Raw genomic sequence first — 13,527 nt, 5'->3', positions numbered from 1 at the left:
TTTGATCTATTCCGCGGCTTCCGCCGCCACCGCGGCGGCGAGCATCCGGTCTGGGCCAACGCGACGCGCGAGATCGACCAGCTGGAAGTCGGGGACTTCGGCAGGCACCAGCGAGCTGGCGCCGTTCGCCTTCGGCGGCACAAGCGGAATGGCGCCGGCTTCGATCTCGGCGCGCTCGGGCTGGCGCCGGATCGCCCAGTACACGTAGGCGCGGTTCGTGCCTGCCAAGAATGCCGCCTGCACGACCGTCGGCTTCACCAGCTGCTGCGCACCGGTGACGAGATCGGCCCCAATGAATGCGCGGCCGATCGGGCTGCGCTGGCTGTGCGCCAGGAAGTTTCCGGTGACTGGAATCGACGCCAAATTGACGCCGCAGTTCAAGAGGTGGTACGTGTTGCTGGCCATTAGGCATCTCCTTAAATCGGCCATTGCGATTGACGGTCCCGCCGCGCCAACGGTGGGGCCGTTTTCCGGCTCAGTGCCGGAAACCGGGAGCGGGATTCGCTGACAGGTTCAGTGTCTTCCGCTTTGTGGGGTTGGATTTCGGCTTGGGGATGCGGTCGCGAAGCTCACGACCGAAGGCCTCCGACATCCTTGTGCGCATTCCGTCGACCGTGAGCTTGTCGAGAAAATCCCGGCAGACTTCATCATCAAGCCGGTAGGCGGGGATACGGTCGAAGATCTCCGAACCGCTGGCCCTGGCGAAGAACTCGTCCAGCGCGAGGTCGCGGATGATCTTCCGTTCCTCGGCCGCGCCGGCTTCCCAGACTTTGAATAACGAGCGCCTCAACGACCTCGCGGCCGCTGCCGTGGTCGCGGTCCTGGTCCTCGACAACGGCTGCGTCGCGGTGGCGGTAGCTTGCTCAACCGCGGTGGGCTCATCATCTTCATCGACAGCATCGTCGCCGTCATCGCCCAAACCCTCTTCACCATCATCAAGAGGCTGATCGCCGGGGATGATCGTCCTTTCCAGTACGCCAATCGTAGTGGTGGACGCTGTCCGCCGCGGCCGAGGCCTCGGTCTGAGCCCTCTGGCGCGAGAGCACGTCCCTCACATCGGAGAACGTGAGCTGCTCGCCGGCCGCGTAGCGCGTGGCGAGCTCCTTGCGGGCCGCTTCAGCCTTCGGCGCGGCCAGCAGGTAAAGGACGCTGATGGGCAGGTCGAGATTCAACAAATTGTTGAATTTGCCGTCGCGGCTGAGTTCAAAGACATGAATGAAGCGGCGAGCGGTTTGGTCGCTCCAGCCGAACTCGCTGTCGAGCCAGGCCAGCCACTGACCTTCAAGAAGCTCACGCGCCTCGTGAAGGTGTCGGCCGATTTCAACGATGTCTTCCTGAGCGCGCTTGGCAAGCCGGCGGATCGCGACTGCATGGTCCGCGAGAATGGAGGTGGTGTCGATGTCGGGCTTGACGATTGAAGGGGTGGCGTCGATATTCTCGGTCATCTCGATGTTCCCTTTGATTGGCGGCGAGGAACAAAAAAGCCCCGGATCGACCCATCAGGGTCGAGTCCGGGGGCTTCGTCTTAGGCGGTGGCAGCTTCGCGCTCGCGGCGCCATGCGGCAGCGGCTTCGCGCGTGATCAGCCGGCGTGCGCCGATCTTGAACGTCGGTGGCATCTCGTGGCGGAACTTGTAGAATAGCTGGACCGAGATGCGATGACGCCGGCAGAATTCTTCAATCGAATACGCATCTGTTTCGTCCTCAAGAGGCGGCGCGCGCGGTTGATGCGCAACACTGCGCGACTCCGATCCGGCGGTCGTCATCTTGCGGCCAGTCACTTCGGGACGGGCGGCCATATACGTGTCTCCATGCGTGTGCATTGCGAATGCACACGGGATCATGGAGCTGCGCGGAGAAAACGCACGTGTTCAGATGTCCATGGACAAATGGACAGAATGGACAGCGCTCACTGGCGAAGGAGACGACCTGCGGCACGAAGGATGGTGTTGCGCGCTACCGAGCGTCGGTGTCGCTTTTGGTAGGCATCTCCGACCTGCTTAACGATGACCTGGTTGGAGAGGTCTGCTGGTGGCTTACCGTCTGACGGCCAGAACTCGCGCAAGATCGGTTTAACGAGGCGCTCCTGCCAGCCGAGTTTATTCGGTTCTGATTCCGGCTTGGTGGCGGATGTCGTTGGTTTAGATTCATCCGCCCATGGCGGCGGTATCAGGCCCATCTGGATTGCAATCGCCCGATCAAGAAGACTCCTCGCCTTCTTGTGCCTTCCCCACTCGGCCTCGATCTCCGCTGCCTCCGAAGGGGACAGCGTACGGGTCAGTACCCGGCCGGCTTCATTGGCGTCACCGACATTGCAGTCACGTCGTTGGCGGCGTGGTATAGGTTTCTTCGCCTTTCCCATGGGTTGCGTCCATCGGGTAGGTAGACCGGCCTGGGACGTTGCGAGCGTCCCAGCCGGTCGTCAGCGTATCAGCGCTACTATATTGTCGGCAAGCGGCGCGGACGAGTCAGCTCGCCAGGGCCAAGACGTTATCGCGGCTCGGGGGCTCATGCTGCAGCAGCGCTTTGCGCGAGATGTCGTCGCTGTACTCGGTGATGAACCGCGAGTAATTTCGTTCGATCATCGCGACGCTCGTGTTGTGCAGGCTCGCGACCAATCGAATGGGAATATTCTGCAGCAGCATCCGCACGATGCTGGAATGTCTCAACGCGTAGATTTGCACCACGGCCGGATCGAGCCCAATGGCGGTGACGATCTTATCAACTTGGCGATGATAGTTTTGACCGGGATTATTGCCCCATGCCGTGCCGTCGCTCTGCAGCAGCAACGGCGCATCGCTGGCGCGACCTTTCGCGGCTTTCCTCAGCTCGATTGCCAACTGCGCGGTGATCGGCACGCTGTAGCGTTCGTGCTTCTTCTGCGCACGGTTGCGGCCGCCGCCCTTGGCGCTTTTCGGCATCATCAGTTTGGGCCGTACCGGGTGATCATGCAGATCGGCAACGAGCAGCCGCACGGCTTGGCTCGGCCGCGCGCCGGTGATGCTCAAAGTGTCAACCAACAGTCCCAACTGCTGCTCGTGAACGTAGGCGGTGCTGACGAATTCCCGCACCTTATCGTCCGAGAGAACGACGTTGCGGGCTTCTATCGCATCCGGCAAACCGCCGAGTCCGATTTCCCACGCTTGGGCATTCTGAATGCGCTCGTCGTGCTGCGCGGCCAGATTGAGTGCGGCGGCGAGACAGCGGCAGAGCCGGTTGATTGTGGCAGGCGCGATCGTGGGTAACATGCCGTCGCGCCATTTCTTCAACTCGGCGGCGGTAAGCAGCGCCACCGGTTTCGCGAGCAGCACGGACGTCAGGTGCACGCGCGGCCATTGAGCATTGTACGGGTTCGCGCTGCGCGCTGTCAGATCGCGTTCATAGGCCGTAAGCGCGCCATCCAGCGTGATCGGCGCGGTGTCGGCGCTGCCGTCCTCGCCGCGCGCCAGCTTCTTCGCCGCGTCCTGCGCCTGGTAGAACGTCAGCACGTTCTTGCCGTCGCTGTCGTCGTAGTCGTCGGCGCACCCGAAAGCTTTGGTCCAGTAGTGGCCGTGGCCGTCGCTGGCCTTGAGCACCCAGGTGCCGTTGGTCTTGTTGCGCCGGTACAAGAGCATGATGCCGCGCGCGAGCGATGGGCCGCTGTACGGCCTGCGGCGGATTTTCAGGCGCAGCCGGGCGCTGCGGCTTTCAAGTGCGCTGAAGCTGACCTTGCGTGCCATGATATTTGCCCCCCGTGTCTCGCGAAGTGTCGCGATGATGTCGGCGAATGCCGATGAATACGTATGGCATTATGCGGGGATAATTCTAGTAAAATCAATAATTTAGATACTCCACGCAGCTCTCTACAACTCCATACGCATCATAATTTTCCCCTGCGCAGGGAAGGCCGGGATGTTCTGGCTGCCCTGTGGTTCTCCCGCTGTGCACTGTAGCGCAAACCTACCTCGCGCATAGCGGGCCATGGGAGCCAGCCGGCTCCCGGTCTTCCCTGCGCCCTCTTTCATTCGAGAGGGTAAGGCGACGAAGCAAAGCTCGGGTGAAATGCGCCGCGAGGATGCGAAGGTGTGTCCGCAATTGGAAATGCGAATCGCAAGTGCGACGCTCTCACTCACATGCCGTCATTGCGAGCGCAGCGAAGCAATCCAGAGTCTTTCCGCGGTGGCAGTCTGGATTGCTTCGCTGCGCTCGCAATGACGGTGTTGATGCAGTTGCGCGAGATATCTCCCCGCCTTCGCCGGGACGACGCCGAGAGCCGCGCGACATTGTGGTCACAACAGCCCACCAAACAAAACTGTCATAGTCTCTAACGCGCACTAACCAACACCTGATTTAAAACTGTCATAATCGCCGATTGCAACCCGCGCCTGCGCGCTTTTTACAAGCCATTAAGCGGGGTTGCATTGGATGCGGCGGGAAAGTGCGTTGGGGACTGCAATGACTGCCGCGAAGAAGATGCCGGGAAAACCGGCTAGCGAAATGTTCGACGACATACCGGTGCTTCAGCGCAAATGGCGTGCCGCGTTGAAGCCGGGCGAACGGCTGCCGCGCTACGAAGACGTGATGCTCGGCAGCCTCGGCCGGCTCGCCGACCACATCGCACTGCTCAAGGGCGACGGCGCGCTCGAATTGTCGCGCAGCGGACGTTACGTGCAGAAATGGCTCGGCGAGGAGCGCTGGGACATTCCGGTCGCAGAGCTCTCGCCCGATTGCGCCACGGCCCTGTCGGAAGCGGTGGCGAGCGCGCTCGAGAACGGGCGACCGCATCATGCGAGTGCGCATTGCGTGCGCGACGGCATGGTCAGGACCTACGATCTGCTGGCACTGCCGACCGCCTCGCGCTGGGGCGCCACGCTGGTCGGGGCCTACATCAACGAGCGCGGTGCGCAATACAATCTGCTGGACGCGATCTTCTCCTCGACTGACGACGCGGTCGTCTCGCTGGCGACGCTGCGTGACGCCAGCGGCAAGCCGTTCGATCTCCAAATCGTGCATCACAACAAGAGCGCCGGCATGCTGCTGAAGGCCGCAAACGCGGGCCTGTTGTGGCGTCGGATCGGCGAGGGGGACAATTTGCTCGCGTCACCCGACATCATCAAGTTTCTGCTCAAGGCCGTCTCCGGCGGTCGCGGCGAACAGATCGAGATCGAAAGCGAGGGCCGGAATCTCCGGTTGAGCGCCACCGCCTTCGCCGACGTTGTCTCGCTGACGATCTCGGATGTCACCGCGCTGAAACGGCGCGACGCCTCGTTCCGCCTGCTGTTCGACAACAACCCGATGCCGATGTGGGTGTTCGACGGACAGACCAAGGAATTCCTCAGCGTCAACGACGCCGCCGTCCAGCATTACGGCTACAGCCGCGCCGCCTTCCTGCGCATGACACTGCCGGAGATATGGCCCGAGGACGAATGGGACAGCCACGCCGAGGCGCTTGAGCGCATCGGCGACACCTATCATTCCTCGCGCAACTGGCGGCATCTGCGCGCCGACGGCAGCGAGATCGAGGTGCTCACCTTCGGCCGCCGCGTTGCCTTCGACGATCGCGACGGCTATCTGGTCGCGGTGGTGGACATCACCGAGCGGCGCAAGGCCGAGGCGCGGATCGCCCACATGGCTCACCATGACGGGCTGACCGACCTGCCGAACCGCGAATATTTCCAGGAGCGGCTGAAGCAGTCGCTCGACCAGGCCGGCGGCAAGCGGGTCGGCGTGCTCTACATCGACCTCGACCTGTTCAAGAACATCAACGATTCCTTCGGGCATCCGACGGGCGACCGCTTGTTGAAGCAGGTTGCTGAACGTCTGACCACCGCGGTCCGCGGCGCCAATCTCGCGGCACGGCTTGGCGGTGACGAGTTCGCCGTGATCCTGGCGGCCGATGTCTCACCGAACGAGGCCAGCGCCTGTGCGACGTTGCTGATCGACATGCTGAAGGCGCCCTATGACCTCGATGGCCAGGAAATGGTGATTGGCGCCAGCATCGGCATCGCGCTGTCGCCGGGCGATGGCACGACGTCGGAGGAATTGATGCGCAACGCCGACATGGCGCTGTACCGGGCGAAGTCCGACGGCGGCGGTGTGCATCATTTCTTCGAGCGGGAGATGGACCTCCAGGCGCAGAAGCGTCGCGACATGGAGCTCGATCTGCGCCGCGCCTTCGCCAATGGCGAGTTCGAGCTGCACTACCAGCCGCTGGTGTCGATCGTATCCGACCGCATCTCCGGCTTCGAATCGCTGTTGCGCTGGCGGCACCCCGACAAGGGCATGATCTCGCCGGCGGAATTCATCCCGGTTGCCGAGGACATCGGCCTGATCTCCCAGCTCGGCGAGTGGGTGCTGCGCGAGGCGTGCGCCGAAGCCGTGAAATGGCCTGCCGACGTCAAGGTCGCGGTCAATCTGTCGCCGGCGCAGTTCCGCAGCCGCAATTTGGTTCAGGTCGTGATCTCGGCGCTGGCGCAATCCGGCCTGTCGCCGAAGCGGCTCGAGCTCGAGATCACCGAGTCGATCTTCCTGGCCGAGACCGATGCCAATCTCGCAATATTGCATCAGTTGCGTGAGCTCGGTGTCAGCATTTCCATGGATGATTTCGGCACCGGTTATTCCAGCCTCAGCTATCTCAGAAGCTTCCCCTTCGACAAGATCAAGATCGACCGCTCCTTCGTCAAGGACTTGGCGCAACGGGCCCGATTGCGTCGCGATCGTGCGCGCGATCTCGGGGCTCGGCCGCAGCCTCAACATCACCACGACTGCGGAAGGCGTCGAGACCGAGGATCAGCTCGAATGGCTGCGCGCCGAGGGCTGCAACGAGGTGCAGGGTTTCCTGTTCAGCGCGGCGCGGCCTGCTGCCGAAATCGCAAAACTGCTCGCCGATTTCGGCCAGCGCGCGTCACGGGCGGCGTAGTTCGGGCGGGAAGCAGTCGTAGACCAGCGCCTTGAAGGCGGGCGTGATGCGGCTGCGCTCGTTCTGGGTCTGCTGCATCATGAGGTAGACCATGTCGAGCTTGGGATCGACGCCGAAATAGGTGCCGCTGCCCGAGTCCCACTTCAACTCGCCGATCGAGCCCGGCGGCGGCGGTTTCGCGTTGCCGGGGTCGGTGCGCACGGCAAGGCCGTAGCCATAGCCGAAGCCGTCGCCCGGGAAATAGAAATAGTCGCGCCCGACACCGGAGCCGGGCCCGACGTGATCGGTGGTCATGGCCTTGAACGCGGCCAGGCTCAAGTAGCGCTTGCCGTCGAACTCGCCGCCGTTCAGCAGCATTTGCGAAAAGCGCTGATAATCGGTGATGGTCGAGAGCAGGCCGCCGCCACCCGACTGCCATTCAGGATGGTCAAGGCGCTCGCGCTCGGCGGCGAGCAGGATGTAGTCTTTCGGCAGCGGCCGCGCCATCCGCGCAAGCTCGTCTTCCATCGCCAGCACGAATTTGGTGCTGTTCATGCCGAGCGGGTCGAAGATGCGTCGCTTCAGGAATTCGTAGAGCGTCTGCCCGGAAATGATCTCGATGACGCTGCCGAGCACGTCGGTGGAATGGCCATAGCGCCACAGCGTCCCCGGCTGCCGCGCCAGCGGCAGTTTTGCGATCCGGTCGGCGAACTCCCTGTTGTTGAAAGGACCTTCGAAAATATCCGCGGCCTTGTAGGCCTGCTCGACCCATTTGCCGCCGATGTAATCGTAGCTGATCCCCGACGTGTGCCGCAGCAAATCCTCGATATTGACGGGACGGAGCGGTGGCACGAGATCCACCTTCAGCGTGCCGTCGGGATTGGTGACCTCCAGTCCCACCTTGGTATCGGCAAAGAGGGGGATGTATTTCGACACGGGATCGGCGAGCGCGAGCTTGCCCTCATCGATCAGCATCATGGCGCCAAGGCACGTGATCGGCTTGGTCATCGAGTGGATGGCAAAGATCGTGTCCGGCGTCATCGCAAGGCCGGTCCTGACGTCGCGCACGCCGAATGTCTTCAGATAGACCGGCTTGCCGTGCTGCTGGACCAGAATCACGGCGCCGGGCAGCCGGCCGCTCGTCATCTCGTTGTCAAAGAATGCGGTGATGCGGTCGAGCCCGTTGGCCGCAGGCGGAGGGATGTTGGCGGCCCGGCTTCGTGCCATCGTGCCGGCCAACAGCGCGGCCCCGACCAGAAATTCGCGCCGTCTCATCCGGGCTTCCTCCCTGCCCGGGAACAAAGCCGCAAGACGTTCGAGCCGTCAACAAGACTTCGATTAAAACCGGGTCACGATTTCAGAAAGGACCGGTCGCGGGCGATCCTCGCTCGGCTTGGTCGGCTTGCCGATGTGCACAAAGCCTGCGAGCTTCTCATCCGGCTTCAGGCCAAGCCCGTCCAGTACGTCGCGATCGAAGGCGAACCAACCGGTCAGCCAGCAGGCGCCGTAGCCGAGGGCGGTCGCGGCCGTGACGATGTTCATGGCGCTGGCGCCCGCCGACAATTCCTGCTCGAAGGCCGGCACCTTCGGATGCGGCCTGGTGAAGCTGACGATGCCGATCACCAGCGGCGCGTCGGTGAGGCGTTTCCGCTCGGTCTCGACATCGGCCGCGGGCGCACCCGGATTCTTCCGGGCAAACACCTTCGCGATCACCTCGCCGGCGCGCTGCCGGCCCTCGCCCTCGAAGATGATGAAGCGCCAGGGCGCGAGCTTGCCATGGTCGGGCACGCGGGCGCCGATGGTCAAAATGGTCTCGATCTCAGCCGGCGAGGGACCGGGCCCGGTCATCTCGCGCGGCTTGACCGAGCGGCGGGTCTTCAGGAGTTCGATGGCGTCGGGCACGGGGGCTTCCTCTTGGTCGCTGTTTCTCGCCCGAGATAGGGTTGCCCGAAGGCAATTGGAAGGGATTTTAGAGGGATTATCAGGACGGCTTCTGCACAGGTTGAAAAGTGTTGGTCCCAATTTGGGACTATGTTAAGATGTCTCGAATGAGGATCATAGCGTTGAGCACGATCAAGGCGTTTCTTGATCGGGGTGCCGAAGTCTCCGATGCCCGTGAGCCGTTGATGGCCTGGTTCCGGCAGGTGAAGCAGGCTGATTGGGCGAAGCCCGCAGATGTCAAAAGGGACGTCCGCAACGCTGGCATCCTCAGGGATGGCCGTGTCGTCTTCAATGTCGCCGGCAATAAATATCGCGTCGTGGTCTGGATCAACTATCCATACCGCGTGGTCTATATCCGCTTCGTCGGAACACACCGGCAATATGACGCCATCGACGCGCAAACAATTTGGAGGGCCAATGATGGAAGTCGCACCAATCAAGTCCAACCGTGAATATCGCCGCGTACTCAGAGAGATCGAGACGCTGATGAACGCCCGGCGCAATTCACCTGAGGGGGATCGGCTTGACGTACTTGTCACGCTGGTGGAGGCGTGGGAGCGAAAGTGCTACCGGCTGGATCTTCCGGATCCAGTCGAAGCGATCAAATATCATATGGAGCAGAGCGGCTTGCAGCCGCGCGACCTAATTCCTTTTATCGGCAGCCGAAATCGGGTTCATGAAGTGCTCAACCGCCGGCGTGAATTGACGCTCAACATGATTAGACGGCTGCATGAGGGACTCGGCATTCCCGCAGAGTCCCTCATTAAAGTCGGGCAGGATCGGGCCGCCTAATCGCTGATCAGGCCGTCGCAGCCGCCCGCATCCGCGCGACATCCGGCGGGGTGGCCTCCTCGACCAGGGCTGCGATCGCCTCGGCCGTCGGCATCACCTTCTGCCCGTCGCTGCCGAGCCGGCGGACGGAGACCGAGTGCGTCTCGGCTTCCTTTTTGCCGACCACAAGCAGCGCCGGGATCTTGGCCAGCGAGTGCTCGCGGACCTTGTAGTTGATCTTCTCGTTGCGCAGGTCGATCTCGACCCGAAGCCCCGCGCGCCGCGCGGCGTCCAGGACCTGCTTGGCATACTCGTCGCCTTCCGAGGTGATGGTCGTGACCACCGCCTGCACCGGCGAGAGCCAGAGCGGGAAGTTGCCGGCATAGTGCTCGATCAGGATGCCGATGTAGCGCTCCATCGAGCCGCAAATCGCGCGATGCACCATCACCGGCGGCTTCTTGCCACCGTCATGATCGATGTAGAAAGCGCCGAACCGCTCCGGCAGGTTGAAGTCGACCTGCGTGGTGCCGCACTGCCAGTCGCGGCCGATGGCGTCGCGCAGCACATATTCGAACTTCGGCCCGTAGAACGCGCCTTCGCCCGGATTGATCTCGGTCTTGATGTGATTGTTCTGCGACTGGATCTCGCGCAGCACCGTCGCCATCACGCGCTCGGCGTGATCCCACATCGCGTCCGTGCCGACGCGCTTGTCGGGCCGGGTCGAGAGCTTCACCGTGAGATCGCCGGTGAAGCCGAAGTCAGCATAGGTCGACAGAATGAGATCGTTGATCTTCAGGCATTCCTCGGCGAGCTGATCCTCGGTGCAGAAGATATGCGCATCGTCCTGGGTGAAGCCGCGCACGCGCATCAGGCCGTGCATGGCGCCGGAGGGCTCGTAGCGATGCACCACGCCGAACTCGGCGAGGCGAAGCGGAAGGTCGCGGTAGCTCTTCAGGCCATGCTTGAAGATCTGCACGTGGCCGGGGCAGTTCATCGGCTTCAGCGCGAACCAGCGCTTGTCCTCGGCCTCGTCACCGGCCGACTGCGCCGCGAACATGTTCTCGCGATACCAGCCCCAGTGGCCGGAGGTCTCCCACAAGGACTTGTCGAGGATCTGCGGCGCGTTGACCTCGTTGTAGTCGCCGGTCAGGCGCCGGCGCATATAGGCGATGAGCTGCTGGAAGACGGTCCAGCCCTTCGGGTGCCAGAACACGACGCCCGGGCCTTCCTCCTGGAAGTGGAAGAGGTCGAGCTCGCGCCCGAGCTTGCGATGGTCGCGCTTTTCGGCTTCCTCGATCTGCTTGAGGTAAGCGTCGAGGTCCTCCTGCTTGGCAAAGGCGGTGCCGTAGATGCGGGTCAGCATCGGGTTGTTGCTGTCACCGCGCCAATAGGCGCCGGCCACCTTCATCAATTTGAAGGCGCTGCCAACCTTGCCGGTCGAGGTCATGTGCGGGCCGCGGCACAGATCGAACCAGTCGCCCTGGTAATAGATCTTGATCGGCTCGTTGCCGGGAATGGCATCGACCAGCTCGACCTTGAACGCCTCGCCCTTGTCGCGGAACACCTGTTTTGTTTTTTCGCGATCCCAAACCTCTTTCGTAAAAGGCTTGTCGCGCGCGATGAGCTCGCGCATCTTCTTCTCGATCGCGGCAAAGTCTTCCGGCGTGAACGGCTCGTTGCGGAAGAAGTCGTAGTAGAAACCGTTCTCGATCACCGGACCGATGGTGACCTGGGTGCCCGGCCACAGCGATTGCACGGCTTCCGCCAGCACGTGCGCGCAGTCGTGGCGGATCAATTCGAGCGCGCGCGGATCGTCGCGGTTGACCAGTTCGATCTTGGCGTCGTTCTCGATAGGATCGTTGAGGTCGGCGAGCTCGCCGTCGAGCGCCATCGCTACCGTGCGCTTGGCCAGCGACGGCGAGATGCCCTTGGCGATCTCCATGCCGGTGGTGCTCTTGGCGTATTCGCGCCGGGCGCCATCGGGGAAGGTGAGGGTGATTTTTTCCGGAGGGGTCACGGGTCTCAGATTGCTGAGGCTGTATTGGAAGCCGGACTCGGACTTGGGCTGGTCGGTCATTGCTTTTCTCCTGAGGCTCACTCCTGCGAACGAGCGCAGGTAAGCGGGAACGAGCGATATATCAGGCGATTCGGCCTGTGCAATCCGGCAATTCCAAGAAAGTGGCGCGCAAAAGCCGTGACGGTGCACCAACTATTTCGCGCGGGCCCTTTAACCGGCCGCGGGTCTCCGCTACATGCACTTGCATGAAAAAGTCCAGTGCCGGCCGTTTCGTGCCAACCGCCCTGATGCTCGGCAATATCGTCACCGGCTGCTCGGTTCTGGCGCCCGCGGGCATGCTGCCGGAATTATCTGCAGGGCTCGGGATCAGCATCCACGCGGCCGGGCTTCTGATCACGTTCGGCGCGATCACGCTGTGCCTTGGCTCGCCGCTGACGGCCTGGCTGACCAGCCACATCGAACGGCGCACGCTGCTCACGACGACGCTGGCGGTGCTCGCCGTCGGCAATCTCGCCTCGGCATTTGCACCCGACTACACGAACCTCCTCGTCATCCGCCTGGTGATGCTCGCCGTTGGTGCGCTCTATACGCCGCAGGCTGCCGGTACGGCGGCGCTGATCGTGCCGGTGGAGCGGCGCGGCAGCACGATTGCCTATATCTTTCTCGGCTGGTCGTTAGCCGCCGCCGTCGGTCTTCCGCTGATCACCTTCATCGCCAGCCGCTATGGCTGGCGTGCGGCTCATGGTGGGATCGGCGCGCTCGGCTGCATCAGTTTCCTGTTGCTGCTGATGCGTCTGCCTGGCGGCTTGAAGGGCACGCCGGTGGATTTGAAGACCTGGGCCGAGGTCGGCCGCAGCAGAACGATTCTGCTCCTGCTCGCGGTCACGATGCTGCAAATGTCCGGGCAGTTCGTGGTGTTCACCTTTATGGGCCCGCTGCTCAAGAAGCTGACCGAGGCGAGCCCGGATGCGATCGGCATGGTGTTCGGCATCTATGGCGTCTGCGGCTTTCTCGGCGTCGCCATCGCAACCCGCATCGTCGATACCTGGGGCCCCTACCGGACCTCGCTGCTGTTCACCTGCCTGTTGCTTGCGGGCATCACGGGGTGGGCGCTGAGCGCCGGCACCCTCGTCTTGATGGCGTTCGCGGTCGCGATCTGGGGACTGGGCTTTGCCTCGACCAATTCGATGCAGCAGGTCCGGCTGGTCGCGGCCGCACCACCGCTTGCATCGGCGACTGTCGCGCTCAACACGTCCGTCCTTTATATCGGCCAGGCTGTCGGCTCTGCCATCGGCGGACTGCTGTTCGCCCGCGAACTGCTGCACCTGCTCGGCTTTGTGGCGGTCGGTTTCGTGGTGCTGGCGCTGATCATCGTCGTGCTGACCCGGCCGCGGTCGGCCGCCGCTCCGGCCTGAAGCCAGCGTTTTCCTGTGCGTAAGGCGCTTGGCAAACGGCGCGGGAGGGCGCTAGAAGGCGAGGCTCGGGGACCAAAGAGGGTTGACTGAAATGAGGATGATTCTGGCGGTTGCCGCGGTGCTCTATTCAGCCGCCGCGTTCGCGCAAACCGACAAGCCGCCGATGGTGGGGGACAAGCCCCTGGTGCAGGTCAAGCCCAAGGGTACCAAAGAGGCGGCTGCCAAGCCGGCCGCTGCGGCGCCGAAGGGCAAGCCGCAATCGATCGCGGTGCGGCTCCAGGCCTGCCTCGACATCGATGACGGCACCAAGGACCGGCTCAGTTGCTACGACGGGGTGATCCCACCGACGCCGAAGCCCAAGCCGGCGAAGGCCAAGGGCGTTGCCGATTGCCGCTTCTTCAAGGAAGAGGACGAACGGCTGGCCTGCTTCAACGGCTTTGCCGAGAGCATTCCGAAGCTGCCCAAGAACTGAGGATTAAGGGCTGCGGTTCGAGCCGGACGGTTAGT

General features: G+C 62.9%; 13 protein-coding genes and 1 pseudogene. 5 read left to right on the top strand and 9 right to left on the bottom strand.

Translation table 11 applies throughout. From position 1 onward, the window contains the following. Window positions 1-6 precede the first annotated feature (6 nt). The 6 genes from IVB18_RS32370 to IVB18_RS32345 form a co-directional block, all read right to left on the bottom strand. Window positions 7-405 (bottom strand): hypothetical protein, encoded by a 399-nt coding sequence (locus tag IVB18_RS32370; RefSeq protein ID WP_247984393.1) that lies wholly within the window; start codon window positions 403-405, stop codon window positions 7-9. Between the two features lie 70 nt (window positions 406-475). Further along, window positions 476-919 (bottom strand): hypothetical protein, encoded by a 444-nt coding sequence (locus IVB18_RS32365; RefSeq protein ID WP_247984392.1) that lies wholly within the window; start codon window positions 917-919, stop codon window positions 476-478. Between the two features lie 16 nt (window positions 920-935). Continuing rightward, window positions 936-1,445, bottom strand: a complete 510-nt coding sequence (locus IVB18_RS32360; protein WP_247984391.1) for a DUF3102 domain-containing protein — start codon at window positions 1,443-1,445, stop codon at window positions 936-938. An 80-nt stretch (window positions 1,446-1,525) separates the two neighbouring features. Then, the gene (locus IVB18_RS32355; RefSeq protein ID WP_247984390.1) at window positions 1,526-1,798 is read right to left on the bottom strand and encodes a hypothetical protein; all 273 of its coding nucleotides are present in this window, start codon (window positions 1,796-1,798) and stop codon (window positions 1,526-1,528) included. 110 nt (window positions 1,799-1,908) lie between these two features. Next, complete coding sequence (locus tag IVB18_RS32350; protein WP_247984389.1) at window positions 1,909-2,361, bottom strand: hypothetical protein; 453 nt, start codon at window positions 2,359-2,361, stop codon at window positions 1,909-1,911. 106 nt (window positions 2,362-2,467) lie between these two features. Beyond that, the gene (locus tag IVB18_RS32345) at window positions 2,468-3,718 is read right to left on the bottom strand and encodes a site-specific integrase (protein WP_247984388.1); all 1,251 of its coding nucleotides are present in this window, start codon (window positions 3,716-3,718) and stop codon (window positions 2,468-2,470) included. A gap of 715 nt (window positions 3,719-4,433) precedes the next feature. On the opposite strand from IVB18_RS32345, the pseudogene IVB18_RS32340 reads away from it, so the two are divergent. Then, window positions 4,434-6,897: pseudogene (locus tag IVB18_RS32340) on the top strand (EAL domain-containing protein). Here IVB18_RS32340 and IVB18_RS32335 read toward each other — a convergent pair. Together IVB18_RS32335 and IVB18_RS32330 are read right to left on the bottom strand one after the other, a co-directional pair. Further along, entirely contained in the window at window positions 6,883-8,151 is a 1,269-nt protein-coding gene (locus IVB18_RS32335) for a serine hydrolase domain-containing protein (protein WP_247984387.1), read from the bottom strand. The pseudogene IVB18_RS32340 and the gene IVB18_RS32335 overlap by 15 nt on opposite strands. A 63-nt stretch (window positions 8,152-8,214) precedes the next feature. Next, complete coding sequence (locus tag IVB18_RS32330) at window positions 8,215-8,778, bottom strand: nitroreductase (protein WP_247984386.1); 564 nt, start codon at window positions 8,776-8,778, stop codon at window positions 8,215-8,217. Window positions 8,779-8,924: 146 nt separating this feature from the next. Between IVB18_RS32330 and IVB18_RS32325 the strand changes: the two genes are divergently transcribed. Beyond that, window positions 8,925-9,269, top strand: coding sequence for a type II toxin-antitoxin system HigB family toxin (locus IVB18_RS32325; RefSeq protein ID WP_346732565.1), 345 nt, complete (start codon window positions 8,925-8,927; stop codon window positions 9,267-9,269). Continuing rightward, complete coding sequence (locus IVB18_RS32320) at window positions 9,238-9,609, top strand: transcriptional regulator (protein WP_247991784.1); 372 nt, start codon at window positions 9,238-9,240, stop codon at window positions 9,607-9,609. The genes IVB18_RS32325 and IVB18_RS32320 overlap by 32 nt, the downstream gene beginning before the upstream one ends. A 7-nt stretch (window positions 9,610-9,616) precedes the next feature. Here the strand turns inward: IVB18_RS32320 and thrS are convergent, their stop codons facing one another. Beyond that, window positions 9,617-11,665 (bottom strand): threonine--tRNA ligase, encoded by a 2,049-nt coding sequence (thrS, locus tag IVB18_RS32315; protein WP_247984384.1) that lies wholly within the window; start codon window positions 11,663-11,665, stop codon window positions 9,617-9,619. Window positions 11,666-11,850: 185 nt separating this feature from the next. Between thrS and IVB18_RS32310 the strand changes: the two genes are divergently transcribed. Together IVB18_RS32310 and IVB18_RS32305 are read left to right on the top strand one after the other, a co-directional pair. Further along, the gene (locus IVB18_RS32310) at window positions 11,851-13,020 is read left to right on the top strand and encodes an MFS transporter (protein ID WP_247984383.1); all 1,170 of its coding nucleotides are present in this window, start codon (window positions 11,851-11,853) and stop codon (window positions 13,018-13,020) included. A 91-nt stretch (window positions 13,021-13,111) separates the two neighbouring features. Then, window positions 13,112-13,492 (top strand): hypothetical protein, encoded by a 381-nt coding sequence (locus IVB18_RS32305; protein ID WP_247984382.1) that lies wholly within the window; start codon window positions 13,112-13,114, stop codon window positions 13,490-13,492. Window positions 13,493-13,527: the final 35 nt, after the last annotated feature.

Source organism: Bradyrhizobium sp. 186, assembly GCF_023101685.1.
Lineage (GTDB): Bacteria > Pseudomonadota > Alphaproteobacteria > Rhizobiales > Xanthobacteraceae > Bradyrhizobium.
This window is presented reverse-complemented; position numbering and strand designations above follow the sequence as displayed.